Source organism: Roseibium hamelinense (genome assembly GCF_007830545.1).
In the GTDB taxonomy this organism is placed as follows: domain Bacteria; phylum Pseudomonadota; class Alphaproteobacteria; order Rhizobiales; family Stappiaceae; genus Roseibium; species Roseibium hamelinense.
Window position 1 is genome coordinate 166,596 of sequence record NZ_VLLF01000004.1, and the last position, 15,705, is coordinate 182,300.

General features: G+C 54.2%; 11 protein-coding genes and 1 tRNA gene. 9 read left to right on the plus strand and 3 right to left on the minus strand.

The genetic code is table 11. The annotated features are described in order from the left end of the window. Positions 1-22: 22 nt before the first annotated feature. From JM93_RS10080 to JM93_RS10090, 3 genes are all read left to right on the plus strand, one after another. Positions 23-718: a CoA transferase subunit A gene (locus JM93_RS10080; protein WP_145342911.1), complete on the plus strand. Its 696-nt coding sequence runs from the start codon at positions 23-25 to the stop codon at positions 716-718. Positions 719-739: 21 nt separating this feature from the next. Further along, entirely contained in the window at positions 740-1,366 is a 627-nt protein-coding gene (locus JM93_RS10085; protein WP_145342913.1) for a CoA transferase subunit B, read from the plus strand. A gap of 400 nt (positions 1,367-1,766) precedes the next feature. Next, entirely contained in the window at positions 1,767-3,911 is a 2,145-nt protein-coding gene (locus JM93_RS10090) for a putative bifunctional diguanylate cyclase/phosphodiesterase (RefSeq protein ID WP_208995078.1), read from the plus strand. A 56-nt stretch (positions 3,912-3,967) separates the two neighbouring features. Here the strand turns inward: JM93_RS10090 and ftsH are convergent, their stop codons facing one another. Further along, positions 3,968-5,794: an ATP-dependent zinc metalloprotease FtsH gene (gene ftsH, locus JM93_RS10095; protein WP_145342915.1), complete on the minus strand. Its 1,827-nt coding sequence runs from the start codon at positions 5,792-5,794 to the stop codon at positions 3,968-3,970. 137 nt (positions 5,795-5,931) lie between these two features. Beyond that, a complete protein-coding gene (locus JM93_RS22135; protein ID WP_244300801.1) occupies positions 5,932-10,281 on the minus strand; it encodes an ATP-binding protein in 4,350 nt (1,449 codons plus the stop codon). A gap of 264 nt (positions 10,282-10,545) precedes the next feature. Between JM93_RS22135 and JM93_RS10105 the strand changes: the two genes are divergently transcribed. From JM93_RS10105 to JM93_RS10130, 6 genes are all read left to right on the plus strand, one after another. Continuing rightward, entirely contained in the window at positions 10,546-10,929 is a 384-nt protein-coding gene (locus tag JM93_RS10105; protein WP_145342917.1) for a phasin, read from the plus strand. A 212-nt stretch (positions 10,930-11,141) separates the two neighbouring features. Then, positions 11,142-11,654 (plus strand): phasin family protein, encoded by a 513-nt coding sequence (locus JM93_RS10110; protein WP_145342919.1) that lies wholly within the window; start codon positions 11,142-11,144, stop codon positions 11,652-11,654. A gap of 179 nt (positions 11,655-11,833) precedes the next feature. After that, positions 11,834-11,910: transfer RNA gene (locus JM93_RS10115), tRNA-His, on the plus strand. Between the two features lie 137 nt (positions 11,911-12,047). Then, entirely contained in the window at positions 12,048-12,875 is an 828-nt protein-coding gene (locus JM93_RS10120) for a sulfite exporter TauE/SafE family protein (protein ID WP_145342921.1), read from the plus strand. Between the two features lie 115 nt (positions 12,876-12,990). After that, positions 12,991-13,692 (plus strand): AzlC family ABC transporter permease, encoded by a 702-nt coding sequence (locus JM93_RS10125; protein ID WP_145342923.1) that lies wholly within the window; start codon positions 12,991-12,993, stop codon positions 13,690-13,692. Continuing rightward, a complete protein-coding gene (locus tag JM93_RS10130) occupies positions 13,685-14,005 on the plus strand; it encodes an AzlD family protein (protein WP_145342925.1) in 321 nt (106 codons plus the stop codon). Before JM93_RS10125 ends, JM93_RS10130 begins: the two co-directional genes overlap by 8 nt. Here JM93_RS10130 and JM93_RS10135 read toward each other — a convergent pair. After that, positions 13,993-15,567 (minus strand): bifunctional aminoglycoside phosphotransferase/ATP-binding protein, encoded by a 1,575-nt coding sequence (locus JM93_RS10135; RefSeq protein ID WP_145342927.1) that lies wholly within the window; start codon positions 15,565-15,567, stop codon positions 13,993-13,995. The genes JM93_RS10130 and JM93_RS10135 overlap by 13 nt on opposite strands. Between the last annotated feature and the right edge of the window lie 138 nt (positions 15,568-15,705).

Below are 15,705 nucleotides of genomic sequence, written 5' to 3' on the forward strand. Positions count from 1 at the left end.
AGAAGTCTTTCGGGAGTGAGAAATGAATAAGATTTATCCGGACGCGAAAAGCGCGTTGGACGGATTGGCATTCGACGGCATGACCATTATGGCGGGCGGATTTGGCCTGTGCGGCATTCCGGAGAACCTGATAACGGCCCTTCGGGATACAGGAGCCAAGGATATCACGGCGATTTCAAACAATGCCGGGGTGGATGATTTTGGCCTTGGGTTGCTGTTGCAGACCCGTCAGATCAAAAAAATGGTCTCGTCCTATGTCGGTGAAAACGCCACCTTCGAGAAACAATATCTGAATGGCGAGCTGGAACTTGAGTTCAACCCTCAAGGTACCCTGGCCGAACGCATTCGCGCTGGAGGGGCCGGTATTCCCGGGTTTTATACCAAGACTGGTGTGGGAACGCTCGTTGCAGAAGGCAAAGAACACAAGTATTTTAGCGGCGAAACCTACATTATGGAGACCGGCCTCATTGCCGATGTGTCTCTTGTTAAAGCCTGGAAGGCCGATAAGGAAGGCAACCTCATCTACCGGAAAACCGCACGCAATTTCAATCCGATGATGGCGACGGCCGGCAAAACGACCATTGTCGAGGTTGAAGAGATTGTCGAAACCGGTGATTTGGATCCTGATCACATCCATACGGCCGGTATTTTTGTCGACCGGTTGGTTTTGGGATCCTTTGAAAAACGGATCGAAAAGCGCACAACGCGCGACGCCTAAGCGTTCTGAAGGAGATTTGATATGGCCTGGACACGCGATGATATGGCCAAGCGCGCTGCACAAGAACTCGAAGACGGGTTCTATGTCAATTTGGGGATCGGGATTCCGACCCTTGTATCGAACTACATACCCGCTGGGGTGCATGTAACCCTGCAGTCCGAAAACGGCATGCTGGGGATGGGGCCGTTCCCGACCGAGAATGAAGTCGATGCGGACTTGATCAATGCCGGGAAACAGACCATCACCGAGCTGCCGCAGACCAGTTATTTTTCGTCAGCGGACAGTTTCGGCATGATCCGTGGCGGTCACATTGACTTGTCGATCCTCGGTGCGATGGAAGTTTCGGAGAAGGGCGATCTGGCCAACTGGATGATCCCTGGAAAAATGGTCAAGGGAATGGGTGGCGCCATGGACCTTGTGGCGGGTGTAAAGCGCGTGGTCGTTATCATGGATCACACATCCAAAGCAGGTGCCCCGAAGCTTCTCAAGGAATGTAGCTTGCCCTTGACGGGTGTCGGCTGCGTGGATCGCATCATCACCAACTTCGGCGTTTTTGATGTTGCTGAAGACGGTTTGAAGGTGGTTGAGCTCGCCACGGGTGTCAGCAAAGACGATGTTGAAGCGGCAACGGAAGCGCATCTGGTGTGAAAGCGGTAGTTCCGCAGAAATATTTTAAAAGGCTCGTTCTTTTGAACGGGCCTTTTTTGCGACGAATATCGCTTACCGGTCTCTTTGATGTGCTGTTTTGAAACAAACGGGGGTTATTCAAAATAGCAATTAAGACCTCGTTAATATTGTCAAATTTTCCGATGATTGCGGAAATCTACATTAACCAAGATACTTGTTGGAAATAAAGGACTATTTGTTAGCCGGTAAAATAGAGGCTCAATATTTAAACTTTTCCTGTGTTTTACCCTAAGTAATAAATCGTGGGGCAACGATTTAGCGCTATTCTTACAGGGTGGTTTAGGAGGGTGATAGTTTGTGTCTGTCGGTGAGTTCGGCGATCGATGCGTGCCGTGCGTTTGTGAGGCAGAGGCAACCGGGTTTGCGGACCCGGTTTGTGATGCTGGTCGCGTGTCTGTTTCTTGTGCTCAGCGTCGTCATGATTGCCGTGGCGAGCTACCTTGATCTACGCGATGAAGAGAACCGGGTGATTGCCGACAGCCAATCCATTGGTGCGACCGTTTCCCACCTTGCTGTTCCACACCTTGAAAATCACCATTATCTTATTCTTGAACAAGAACTTGAGAGCATCGCTGCCAGCGGCATCGTGACGCTTGTGCATGTTTATGATCCGCAGCGATCGATCCTGATCGATTCAGATCCGCAAACAAGCTATTTCGACGACATTGCGATAGACCCGCTGCTTTTGAAGGCTATTGAGGTCGGTGAGACCCAAACTCTCACGAAGCCCGAAATGGTGAGTATGGCATTTCCTGTCCGGGCCGAAGCCGAAGGCGAGGTTCTTGGCGGCGCACTGGTAACCGTGCCACGCCCCAATCCGGAAGGGGTCATTTTCACGATTTGGAAGCGCAATGCGATCATCGCAGCTGTTTTGCTGCTGTTTTGTCTGCCGGTGGTTTTTCACTTCGGAAACAACTTCCTGCGCCCGATCAAGCTGTTGACCCAAACAGCTCACCGTGTCAGTGCCGGAGACTTCGATGCACCGTTTCCTACCGAGCGCCAGGATGAGATTGGGGTACTCGCGCGCGCATATCAGAATATGGTGGGAACCATTCGCAAGAACATGAGCCAAATTCATAAATTGGCCTATGTTGACAGTGTCAGCGGACTTCCAAATCGTGAAGCGTTTCGCCAACACTTTAAAAGTTTGAAGTCCGTTAAAGAGCTTCGAAACAAGAAGTTTGCGGTCATGTTCATCGATTTGGACCGCTTCAAGCGGGTCAACGATAGCTATGGCCATGATTACGGTGATTTGCTGCTTCAGGAAATCGGCACAAGGTTCCAAGAAGCCCTGAAATCATGCGGTTTGCCCCACGGTGTTTTTGTTCAACCAGACCGGCGCCCACGCGATACAAACTATGATGTTGCAGTCCAGTCGTGCGTCGCACGGCTTGGCGGGGATGAGTTTGGCGTGATCATGCCATTGGTTGACGAACGGGAGGCTGTGCTTAACGTTGCTGATCAGCTTACAAAGGCGGTCGAAACCCCCTTTGTGATTAATGGTTATGCCTTGTCAGTAGGTGTGAGCATCGGCGCTGCGATTTATCCCGACGACGGCAGTGACTACACCGCAATCATGAAAAATGCCGACATCGCAATGTATTCGGCCAAACACGCAGGCGGTAACAGTTTGCGCTTTTTCGATCAGGTCGATCGCAGCGGGCAAGCGGAAGACCGGTTGGTTGTCGAAGCGGAACTCCGTCATGCTTTGCGAGGCGATGAGCTCACGGTGTATTATCAGCCCAAGGTGAACTGCGAGACATCCGAAGTGGTTGGGGCTGAAGCTCTTGTGCGCTGGAATCACCCGGAGCGGGGACTTCTGGCGCCCGGCGCGTTCATAGATGTTGCTGAAGAAACCGGGTTGATCACGCGCTTGGGTGACCGCGTTCTCAAGTTGGCTTGCGCGCAGGGGCGGTCATGGCTTGATCAGAACCGGATCATTCCACTGTCAGTCAACGTTTCCGTTCGTCAGCTTCAAAATCCTCAGTTCGCTGCGGATGTTTTGAAAACTCTTCACGAAACCGGGTTCCCGCCGCATCTTCTGGAACTTGAGGTCACTGAAACCGTTGCGATGGCCGACCCGGATATCGTCTACCGAATTACCGGGCCGCTTCGCGATGCGGGCATTCGTTTTGCCCTTGACGATTTTGGGACAGGATATTCGAGCTTGGCGCATCTGCGCCAATTGCCATTCGACACTTTCAAGATCGACCAGAGCTTTATTCAGGAACTTGGAAAATCCGAAGGTAGCCGATCCATTGTCCAAACAATCCTCGCGATGGCACAAACAATGGAATACGATGTCGTTGCCGAGGGAGTTGAAACCCGTGAGCAACAGGCGATCCTGCAATCGATAGGCTGCGGAACGGCACAAGGATATCTTTTCGGCGTGCCGATGGATGCAGATATCTTCTCAGCTTGGATGGAGAACTGCCCGTCGAGAAACGCACGGCGCTCCGGCAGTGGGCAAACTGGCCGCAAACCTGACGCTTGGGCTGCGGCATAAGCTTTTAAAATCCGAGAAAAAATCCGATTTCGAAATGTCATCCGCTCTCAGTTTTCCTACTGAGCGGCCTCCGAAGCTCGCCGCTCTGCGATCGGGCGGATCGGCGGGAAATCATTATCGGTAATATTTTCCTTCTGCAGAAGGATTTCCGCGCCAGCATCAAGGTCGGCACGGTGTTCTTGGAGAAGCTGTTTGGCCCGCGAATATGCCTCTTCGACCAATGTTTTTACAGCGACATCGATTTCGCGCTGTGTGGCTTCCGACGCTTCGGCAGTACTCCCGGCCGGCTGGCCGAGAAAATTCTGGCGGTTGACGCTGTACACCCGATTGCCGAGCTCGGAATCCATGCCGTAGCGCATGATCATGTCCCTGGCTATCTCGGTGACCTTTTGAAGATCATCAGAGGCGCCGGTCGAAATCTCGCCAAAAACGACCTGCTCAGCCGCGCGGCCGCCCATCAGAACTGCCATGCGATTGAGGAGGTCCTGTGTAGACAAGAGAAATCTGTCCTCAGTCGGCCTCTGCATCGTATAGCCCAAAGCGCCGACACCCCTTGGTATGATAGAGATCTTGTGGACCGGGTCGCAGCCGTCGAGGTTGGCTGCAACAAGCGCATGACCCATTTCGTGGAATGCGACCGTCTTGAGTTCCTTTTTAGACAAAATGCGGCTGCGTTTTTCAAGGCCGGCAATAACGCGTTCTATTGCTTCGTTGAAATCCTGGAGTGCAACTTCCTTTGCGTTTCTGCGGGTGGCAAGAAGAGCGGCTTCATTGACCAGGGTAGCAAGGTCTGCACCGGAGAAACCGGCCGTGAGTTGCGCAATTTGCTCAAGGTCAGTTTCCGGTGACAGGACGATTGAATTGATGTGTACTTTCAAGATGGCCAAGCGGCCCGATTTATCGGGTCGGTCTACCAGAACCTGACGGTCGAAGCGTCCGGCCCGCAGCAAGGCGGCATCCAGTGTTTCCGGCCGGTTGGTAGCGGCCAGCAGAATAATGCCGCTGCTCGGATCAAATCCGTCCAGTTCGGTGAGCAACTGGTTCAGCGTCTGCTCTTTTTCATCATTCGAGCCCATTGGGCTGGAAGACCGTGCTTTACCGAGCGCGTCCAGTTCATCGATGAAAATAATGGCCGGCGCAGCCTTGCGCGCTTGTTCGAATAGATCCCTGACCCTTGCCGCGCCCACACCTACAAACATTTCGACAAACTCGGAGCCCGAAATCGAAAAGAACGGTACTCCGGCCTCACCAGCAACAGCCCGTGCCAGTAGTGTTTTACCTGTGCCGGGGGGGCCTACCAGCAAAATGCCTTTCGGAGCATGGGCCCCTAACCTGCCGTAGGACTTTGGATCTTTCAGGAAATCGACGATTTCCCGAAGTTCGCGCTTTGCCTCATCCACACCGGCGACATCTTCAAAGCGGGCCTTGATCCCGGTTTCGACGTACACCTTTGCTTTGGACTTCCCGACGGTCATCATTCCGCCAACGCCCTGGCGCTCAGCAAATTTTCTAATGAAAAACGCCCACAGCCCAAACAAGAGCAATACGGGCAGCACCCAGGACAGCAAATTTGTCAGGAAGGTAGACTTAACAATACCGGTATATGTGACGTCATATTTTGTCAGCTCTTCGGCTAGCGGCATCTCGACACGCGTGGTGACGAAATATTGCTTGCCGTCTTTCAAGGGCTCTTTGAACTTGCCCTCAATGGAGTTTTCCCGGATCGAGACCTCTTCGATTTTTTTGTCTTTAAGGTACTGCTCAAACTGGCTGTAGGGGATTTGCTCGACGGTTTTGTACGTTGTCCACCAACTCTGGAACAAAAACACCAGCATCATGGCGACAAATGCGTACCACAAATTGATTTGATGCTTTTTTTCCATGATTTAAGCCTTGCTCGGACTATTGATAATTCTTGTACAGCCGCAGTGACTGAAATTTGTCAAGTGCGACTGCGATGCGCCGCTGGCGAACGCGGCTTTTTTCGAAAAAGGGCAATAGTGGGCTGCATGATTAGGCGTTATTCGGAGAGCACACGTTGAGAGGGGAAACTGATCTCGACCAGTGTTCCCTGTTCCGGCGTTGAATCGATGCGGAAGTTGGCCCGATTGGCCTCGACAAGGGCTTTTGTGAGAGGCAGTCCCAAGCCGGTTCCACCGCCATGACGGGAGGTGTGTAGCTGACGGAAAGGCTCCATTGCCGCGACCAGTTCCTTGTCTGACATGCCGCTGCCGGTATCACGCACCCGCAGGATGACCTCACCATCGTCGCCACTAGCGGTAGATACAATGACCTGGCCACCCGCCTTGTTGAACTTGATAGCATTGGAAAGCAGGTTGAGGATGATTTGGCGCATGGACCGCGGGTCCGCTACGACGCTTGGAACTGTGTCTGGCAGGCTGGCCCGGATGATGATGCGCTCCCGGTTGGCCTGCGGTTGCATGAGGGCAACACACTCACTGATCACCTCGTTAGCCGACACGGCCGCGAACCGGAGGTCAAGCTTACCCGCCTCGATCTTCGACAGATCAAGGAGGTCATTAATTAGGCTCATTATGTGTGAGCCTGAGGTGCGAATGTCTTTGAGATACTCCTTATAGCGGTCATTGCCGATCTGCCCGAACCGTTCTTCCATCATGACTTCGGAGAAGCCGATAATCGCATTGAGCGGCGTGCGGATCTCGTGACTGATTTTCGCCAGGAAGTCGGATTTCTGAGAGCTGGCGTTCTCCGCCTGGCGTTTGGCTTCGGTAAGTTCTTCTTCCGCCGTCTTCCAGTGTGTGATGTCATGCAGCACGGCGCAAAACTTAGGATCGCCGCCTGCACTCACCCGGCCCATCGTCATGAACAACGGTATGACACCGCCACCGGACACTTGGCCGAGAACTTCGCGGCCATCATTCAAAACACTTGCAACACCATTTCTGGACAATCCGTCCAAGTAGTCAGCTGCAGCGCGATGACTTTCTTGTGCAAGATATTGGGTAAGCGGCACGCCGACCATGTCTGCGCGATTGGCGCTGAATAACGCTTCCGCAGAGCGGTTTACCTTCACAATGGTTCCGCTCTTATCCAAGACCAGCACACCATCCGTCGCGGTCTCGAGAATGGCATCCATCTCGGAGATCTGAGTCTGGGCCCGTTCCAGCTCTTCTGGGTCGTGGGTTGAAACCTGCGCCGCCGCAAGTGTTTTGGCAGGTCGGTCAAGGATTGATACCATCAGCGCCCGGCCACCATTCCAGGGCACGGAATGCATGCGTGCATCAACCGGACGCATGCCGCCTCCCGCAAGACGAACCTTTCTCAGCCCGTCAATGGTGCCTTCCATTCCAGAGGCGTCCGGCCAATCATCCTCGTCATCATCCGGAAAAACAGCCTCCAATCCGCCCGCCTCAGTCAGCTCGGCGAAGTCCTTGTAGCCCAGCATTGTGAGAAAAGTTTCATTGGCGTAACGGATATCACGCTCGTTGGCGATGGCGATACCGATCGGAAGCCGGTCGAGCAAACTTGGGTCAACCGGAACTTCTTCCTTTTTTGGCCGAGGCAACAGCAAGTCTTCGTTGAAATCGTCGTTGCCCGGGGCCTCAAAAACCGACAGGTCACCTTCAAACCGTGCGCCAAGAGCTTCGGCGATCTTCCGGAAAACGGCGAGTTCCGGGCGCGATAGCGCCGACGTGTCGACCGGCAAAAGATCAGGACGGGGAGCGTCATTGCCCGCGATTTCTTCATTGAAGGCTGCCAGTTCTGCATCGGCGAAGGCCGGTCCTGCGTCGATCGGGGATCGCACTCCCTGATCATCGCCCGAGCGCGCATCCGTATCTTCGATTGCGCCCTCCAGAATGGGCAATGGGGCGTCGGCAAGATCGTCTATGCCCGCCTCTTTTGAAGTTGGTTCATCAGCGCCGCCATCGTCGATCAATGGACCGGTGTCGGCTCGGGCTGGCACATCCTTGTCCAGCTGATCCGGGCTAAATTGAGTCGGGCTGTGTTGCGTCACCTCCGCATGCTGATCGCTCATGTTTTCGAGTTTAAGGTGAGCCGTGCGTTCTGGCGATATCGTTTCCGGAGCTTCTGTTGCGGTGTCCGATTTGCGTGACTGATTTTCGTTAAAGGCTTTGCTGAGAGATTTAACCGCCGCCTCGATATCCGATGGTCTAAAATCGGTATCGCTGCCAATTCCGGTCGACGAGACCGGAATGTCGGTTAGGTCACTGTCATTTTCTGCCGATGTCTGCAGCTTATCGGAAAATAGGTCTTCCGTGAGCGGATCGACTATCCGTTCGGGCTCCTGCTCTGGCTCGGCCTGATGTTTGCCAAGGGCATCAGAGCTTACAGTTTTTGGCAGTTGGTTAGACAAACCGTCCGTCGGCCCATCTTTTGCCCGATAGTTAGTCTCCGTATCGTCCGGTGTTTTTTCAGCTTGTTGCTGAAACGAGACCGGTGCTCCAGCGTTACTGCGGCTTTCCGGCTCCGCGGAAGGTTCTAGTGCCGGAGACTGTTTCACGAAATCACGTCCCGTCAGTGACCCTAGCAGAGCAGAGGCTGAGGCCCCGATTGAAAGGTCTTTGACCGGTTTTACTTTTCGATCCGGGAGGTCATGCAGGATCTTTTCGATATCTGCGGATTGATCTGAGGTCACAGAAGTAGGCTCCTCAGCAGCGTCGCCTGGTTCCTCCTTCGCGCTGAGTTCGGTCGACGTTACTTCCGCGTCCTTTAGATCGTCCGGCTGGTTCAAAGGGCCGGTCTCGATGTCCTTGGCGATGGTATCGATGTCCGCTTGGGTGCTCTTGGGACCGTCTTCTTCGGCCCCGGTTTCAAACGTTTCCTCGTACTGGGTCTCGACCTCAGAGATTTCAGGTTCAGCAGCTCCAGGCGTGTCCGGAAGTTGGTCAGTGCCGGCGGTGGCTGACGCTGTGTTCGGCAGAAGAGGCGTTTCGTCCGGATCGATTGCTGGCGGCTGTAAATCGTCTTCCTCGCTTCCGACAAGTGCTAGAAGCGGCTCTCCATCTTTGGAGCGAACTGCTTCTGCGGTCCGGCAAACACCGAAGCCCCGATAGCCTTCAAATTTGCGATCCCGATCGAATGCGGGGAGTGCCGCCATGTCGACCGGCACAAAAATATCCTTGCCGGTGACAGGCCAAAGCACCGTCTTGCCTGACCAGGTGTCGCGCCGGTCGAGAGCCGATGCAATATCGCCGGTAGTGTCGAGGTGAAACCGCGCAGCAACATCCCGCCATGTTTGGCCGACAATATCTGCAGAAGATGGGCCCAGAGTGTCTGCGAATTCGTCGGACATGAACGTAAAACGCTGCTCCAGATCCATCTTCCAGGCGAACCGGACAGGCCGCTTGCGCGGTGAAAATGCAAAATCACCTGTCCGGTTTGTAGTCTGTTCGGAGATCTCATTCAATTCCGGCTTCGGCGCAGATGCCTCTGCTCCTTCTGTGAAACTGGACGGCGTTTCAGATGCTTTTGCCTCCAGAACCTCATCGTCCAGAGCGGACCAGGTATCATTCGGGTCGAGAGCAGGGGCTGCGTCCGGCTTTGCGCCGGCGTCGTTCAATTCCTCTTCAGCGTTGCTATCTGCGGGCGCGTCCGCGGCAGGGCTTGGGGCAAGCGGCGGAACAGGCAAAAGCATTTCGTCTGACTCAAGTGTTTCCAACTCGTCCGCGCGCATCCATCCGGACGTTGATGCCGGAGTATCGGTTTTTTCTACTCCGTACCCGGTTTCAGGTTCATCAGTTTCTTGAGACGGCTCGTCTGTAATCAGAGCGATCGACTGAAGGTTCGGAAGGGTCGCCAGCAATATGTCATGCGGCTGCCCGTCAATTTCAGCTGTTCCAGCCGCGTTTTCGGCCAGCGCGCCTTGTGCTAGCACCGCTGATTGCAAGCTTCCATTTGCCGACAGCACCTTTCTGTCTTCGTCCAGCACCGCTGAGCTGAATCCAGGCAAAGCAAGAAGTCCGGCAAAGGCTTTGACTGGATCATCAAGAAGTGACAGGCCTTTGTCGGTCGAAATGATTAAAGCAGCATCTTCGCCGCCTTCAATCAGCACCCGCTGGCATTGGCAGGTCAAAAGCATCACACGCAGGCCGCGATAAAACCGCAACCGATCAATCGACATTTTTTCAGTCGGCCCACTTTCTGCAATCCGCGCGATGTGCGGCCGGGCCGGAGAGCGCTGAAGCGTTGTCAGACCCGACAGGTCCTTTGCGTGGCCTACTGAAAAAAACTGGGCGCCTGCCGCATTTGCCCAAAGGATGCGGGCTCCATCTGCCGACCACAGCCATGCGGCACGCTTGTCATCGATAAACTGAGTGAGGACCGGTTTTTGGCTGAGCTCCATGAAAGTCTTGAGTTCAGAATTCAAGGTCAACTCCACGTTTGTCCTGCGATATACCGCGCGGCGGATTTGGCCGGCCCGACTTAAGTGGTAAACGCTAAGTTAATACCGGCAAAGTCATTGGCCGTCCATGAACAATAGGCTTGGTAAAGCCCGGCACGTGAAGGCGTGGTTAATGCGGCCCGGATTGTTTGATGCGCCAATAAGTCCGTGCTACGACTTCCTGCGCAGGCAGCGAGCCACTCATGCCACGCCTCGCTGACACTATGCCAGTTATGAGGAGCAGGACACATGGCAACCGACAAAAACGGTTTTGAAATCCCCGACCAAATGCGCGATTTCGCTGAAAAGAGCGTTGACCAAGCCCGCAAAGCGTTCGACGATTTCATGGATGTGACCCAGAAAGCGGTCTCTACAGCTGAAGGGTCAGCCACCGCGATGCAGACCGGCGCTACAGATGTGAACCGTAAGGCGCTGTCATTTGCGGAAGAGCATGTGGATGCGGCGTTCAAATTTGCGCAGGATATCGTCAAGGCAAAAGACATCGAATCCATGATGAAGCTGCAGCAAGACTATTTGCGCCAGCAGATGGAGTCTCTTGGCGAGCAAGCGCGCGATATTTCTGAAACGGCAACGAAGGCCGCTCAGGATGCTGCGGAATCGTCAAAACCCTGATTTCTCTGCATTGCGCCGGTGCTGCGCGCATCTGAGCGTGGCTCCGGCCCGTCGACCTTGATCGGTCTTTTATTGTGCAGCGCAAAAAAATGTTGCAATGCAGCACAAGGTGCCTTACCTTACTACATGCGGATGACGACATGGCTCGCAGAGGAGTTCTGCGGGTTGGAACTGCATAGATGATCGCATCCGGACGAAAAGGAGATGAGATCATGACAGAGACAAGCACAACGACCAAAGCTGCTCCAAAGGCGCGTACAACCAAAGCAACGACGAAGACCGCCGCTGCCGGCTTCCCGGATTTTGAAGCGTTCGCAATGCCGAAAATGGAAGTGCCTGCAGCATTCCGTGAAGCTACGGAAAAAAGCATTGAACAAGCGCGTGAGGCTTATGCCAAAGTCAAGAACGCTGCTGAAGATGCAACGGACCTGATGGAAGACACTTTCGAAACCTCACGTCAGGGCTTGGTTGAGTTCAACCATAAGGCTGTTGATGCGGCCCGCTCGAACGCTGATGCCACCTTCGCTTTCATGAAGGACATCATGGCTGTGAAAACGTTGGCGGAAGCAATTGAACTTCAGTCTTCGTTTACACGGCAGCAGTTTGATGCGCTGAGCACGCAGACAAAAGACATGCAGGAATTTGCGACCAAACTTGGCACTGATGTTACAGCGCCGATGAAGGAAGCAATGGAAAAGTCTTTCAAAGACATCAAAGCGGCCTAATAGGGTCAGTTCAGATTTGATCTGAAAACGCCCCGCCAGCAGCTGGCGGGGCGTTTTTGCGCGGTTTTTCCTTACAAATTCTCGCCAAATCACACCTTGTGGACAGTTCGAAGTCGCGTTAGAACAGGGTCTTGCAAAGTGGGCATTTCATACGTATGTTCCGCGCCACTTCAAGGTATGCAGACGTAGCTCAGTTGGTTAGAGCGTCGGATTGTGGCTCCGAAGGTCGGTGGTTCGAATCCACTCGTCTGTACCATTCTCTCCACTCATCCCCTATATTTTTCAACCTACGGGTTTGCAAGCTTTTCCGTTAGGGAAACACTGCTCGCCACTGGCGCAATTGTTTGAACGGGGTATGTTCCGCAGAAAATTAAATCGGGCCTGGAGGGCAGTTTGGAAGACCTGAGCATATTATCGCTGGTGCTGCTTGCCGGTGCCCTGCTTGCGACGGGTGTTGTTGCAGGCATCGTCGCAGGGCTGCTGGGTGTCGGCGGCGGAATCGTGATCGTTCCTGTGCTTTATTACATGTTCACGGCCCTTGGCTTGAGTGAGGACGTGTTGATGCACGTAGCCGTGGGAACATCGCTTGCCACAATTCTTGCGACCGGAACCTCTTCAGCCCGGGCTCATTGGAAGCGCGGAAGCGTGGATATGGTTCTTTTGAAAACCTGGTGGTGGGCAATCGTTTTGGGTGTGGTGGCCGGCGCAACGCTGGCGGGCAACATTTCCGGCACCGAACTAACTGCGGTATTTGGCGTGGTAGCTCTTGCCGTAGCGGCCAACATGCCTTTCCGCAAAGAAGGAGCCGCACTCGCCAAGTCTTTGCCGGTCGCACCGCTCAAAGAGCTGATCGGATTTTTGATCGGGGGCATCTCCGTGATGATGGGGATCGGCGGTGGAACGTTGGGCGTGCCAACGCTGACACTGTTCAACTATCCAATCCGCAAGGCGGTCGGCACGGCGGCCGCCATTGGTTTGATCATCGCGGTTCCCGGGACATTAATGTCCATTTATTTCGGGTGGGGTGTTGAGGGTCGGCCGCCGCTCTCCGTTGGTTATATAAACCTGATCGGTTTCGCACTGATTATTCCGGCGTCGACCTACACCGCGCCGCTTGGCGCAAAGCTGGCGCATTCGATTGACCCGGCGAAACTACGGTTGATTTTTGCGTTGTTTCTTGGGTTCACAGGCCTGAGAATGCTCTACGATGTTCTGGTCTGATCAAGCTGGCACATTCCATCAAAAATATGCGTGAATTTGATCAAGACATTTGGTTGGTCAAATGCACTGCACATTTGCATGATGCGGCACCTTCGAACTCTTCAGAAAAAGTCGCATGTCAGAAAAACCAGTTTCTATAACGACCAGTGGCTGCTGGCGGGGCGCGGCCATGTGTTTGCCGGCTCTTCCAGGAACCGTTGTTTTTGGTGCGGTATTTGGAACTGTTGCGGCCCAAAAGGGCCTCACAATTCTTGAAACCGTGTTGATCAACTCGTTTGTATTTGCAGGCGCTTCACAATTTGTTGCAATGGAGGTCTACAAGGATCCGGTCACCTGGGCGGTGTTGCTCGCCATGGTGGGTGTCACTGCTGCAGTCAACATGCGCATGCTTTTGATCGGCGCAAGTTTGCGGCCATGGCTGGGCCAAGTGCCGGCAAGCCGAACGTATCCCTCGTTGTTTTTCCTGACCGATCTCAATTGGCTCATTGCCCTTCGCGAATACGATAAGGGCGAACGCGACTGGGGGATCTATCTGGGCAGCGGTCTGTTTATGTGGGTGACCTGGTCGGTGTCGGTGGTGCCGGGCTACTTCCTCGGCAGTCTGGTGTCTGATCCACAGAAATGGGGGCTCGACATTGTCATGCCTGCGTTTTTTGTTGCTCTGCTTGTGCCACTCTGGCAAGGCCGCCGTCAAACCATCAGCTGGGGCCTTGCTGGCGTGGTGGCTGTTCTGACGTGGCAGGCCTTTGGCGGTTATTGGGGTATACTTACTGGCGCGATCATAGGTGCATTTGCGGGAGCCTACCTCGATGACTGAAGCTCTGTTTTCCGTCGATGCCGCCTTTTTCGCCGTCGTGTTGGCGATGACCGCCGCAACATATGCCATGCGCGCCGGGGGCTATTGGGTCATGGGCCGCATCCCGATCACGCCCCGCATACGCCGCGGTCTTGAGTCCTTACCAGGGGCAATCATCGTCTCCACAATCTTGCCGATTGCACTCAAGGGCGGCGTTTCGGTCATGGTTTGTCTGGCACTGGCGGCTGCCGTCATGGCGGCTGCCCGTAAGGAATTTATCGCCGTTTTTGCTGCAATGATTGCCGTGGCGATGGTCAGGAGCTACTCGTTCTGAAGAATGCCGCAGCAACTCAGGACGAGGCTCGCTGCGTTTTTTGTGTCTTCTTTGGTACGGTTGCTTTCCAGCTTGGTCCAGCTGTTTTGGCCGATGTCGTAGGTCAGTTGCCGCTCTACGATATCTCCCGTAGCGTCGGACGCATCTCCCCCGCGCCTATCGACCCGCGCAACGAGGCTTTCCTTCGGCGCGCTAAGCCAAAGCCCGCAAAATCCGGCTGCTGCTAGACCGGCGATGACTTCACATTCGGCGCGTTCTTCTTCTTTGGCAAAAACGCCGTCGAATATGACCGAATGCCCTGCCTCTAGAACAGTTTTGCACTGAACAGCAAGTGCTTCATAGACCGCACTTGAGGCTTGTTGTGTGTAGGCTTCCTCCGGGGCTTTTTCGGTCTCGGAGATGCCAAGCCGCGCCTTGCGCTCCACATCCGTTCGCAACACGCGCGCACCCGGGGCGCGTCCTAGCGAGGGCGCGAGCGCGTAGGCAAGGGTTGTCTTGCCTGACCCGGACAGGCCTCCGATGCCGATCATCACCGGTTCGGCAGCTTCAAGAAAATCCTGCGCAAAATCGAAGTACCGTCTGGCTTGAATCTCCTGTTCCGCTCTGGCTTGGTCGGTGTCCTGATTTTCCGATGCGCTGGCAGCAATTTTTGCACGGATTGAAGCTCGCATCATCAAGAAAAACGGAAGGGCGGCAAGGCCATCCAGTTCATCCGGCCGGTGTGTCTTGTCGAGATAGCGGTTGAACACAAAATTGGCGCAGGCGCGCTGTTTGCGCTCCCACAGATCCATTAGCAAGAATGCGAGATCATACAATACATCGCAGGTCGCGATCTCGTCAGAAAATTCGACAGCATCGAAGAGGACCGGCGTACCGTCGATCAAAACAATATTCCTCAGATGCGCATCGCCGTGACAAAGCCGTATCGAGCCGGTCTCTGCGCGCTGGCGAAGCAATGGGCGAATATTTTCGAAAGCTTCTTGCGCATTTGAAGTCAAACGATCCACTGCGTTTGTATCGAACAGATCCGGTCTGGCTTTGAAGGCTGCATCGTTTTGATCGATGTACGCGTTGAGCCCGTCCAGAAAACCCGCTCCTGTGCGAACCGGAGCCTTGGCATGCGCATCGGCCATCATGTCGGCAAGTTGCTGTCCAAGCTGCTTATCAAAAGGCCCCTTTTCGGCAAGCTCATCAAGTTCGAGACGATGGTCAAATCGATTCATGACCACAACCCATTCAATGGGAATGCCGTCGCCGTTAAGGACGAGTTGGCCCCCTGTTTGTCGGGTGATCGGAACAGCTTCGCGGTACACCTGCGGCGCATGTGGTGCGTTGTATTCTATTTCGTGTTTGCACGCATTTTCCCGTAAGCTTAGGCTCGAGTAGTCCAAAAACGGGAATTTGACCGGCCGTTTGATTTTGAAGGCGAAATCACCGTTCAAGATGATGGTGTTAGCATGCGTGTCTATGCGCTCTGTCGGATTGCCGGACTTGTTGTCACAAGCGAGTTCGCTCAGCCATCTCAGTATTTGCTCACGGGCGACTGTAGTAGTCTCGGTCACTTGGGTTCTCCGCTAGGCATCTTGCCATCTGGCGTTGCCCATCCGTTAGGCTGGAGTCTCATTTCCTTTGATATTCGTCAATGAGTAGATCGATGTCTGTGTCAGTGTCGTTTCAACAATGACACAGGTTGGAGACTT

Excerpts from the sequence above, each read along its gene's own strand:
- JM93_RS10125 (WP_145342923.1), top strand. The coding sequence starts at position 12,991 with ATGTCAGAAAAACCAGTTTCTATAACGACCAGTGGCTGCTGGCGGGGC.
- JM93_RS10105 (WP_145342917.1), top strand. The coding sequence starts at position 10,546 with ATGGCAACCGACAAAAACGGTTTTGAAATCCCCGACCAAATGCGCGAT.
- JM93_RS10110 (WP_145342919.1), top strand. The coding sequence starts at position 11,142 with ATGACAGAGACAAGCACAACGACCAAAGCTGCTCCAAAGGCGCGTACA.
- JM93_RS10080 (WP_145342911.1), top strand. The coding sequence starts at position 23 with ATGAATAAGATTTATCCGGACGCGAAAAGCGCGTTGGACGGATTGGCA.
- JM93_RS10085 (WP_145342913.1), top strand. The coding sequence starts at position 740 with ATGGCCTGGACACGCGATGATATGGCCAAGCGCGCTGCACAAGAACTC.
- JM93_RS10130 (WP_145342925.1), top strand. The coding sequence starts at position 13,685 with ATGACTGAAGCTCTGTTTTCCGTCGATGCCGCCTTTTTCGCCGTCGTG.
- ftsH (WP_145342915.1), bottom strand. The coding sequence starts at position 5,794 with ATGGAAAAAAAGCATCAAATCAATTTGTGGTACGCATTTGTCGCCATG.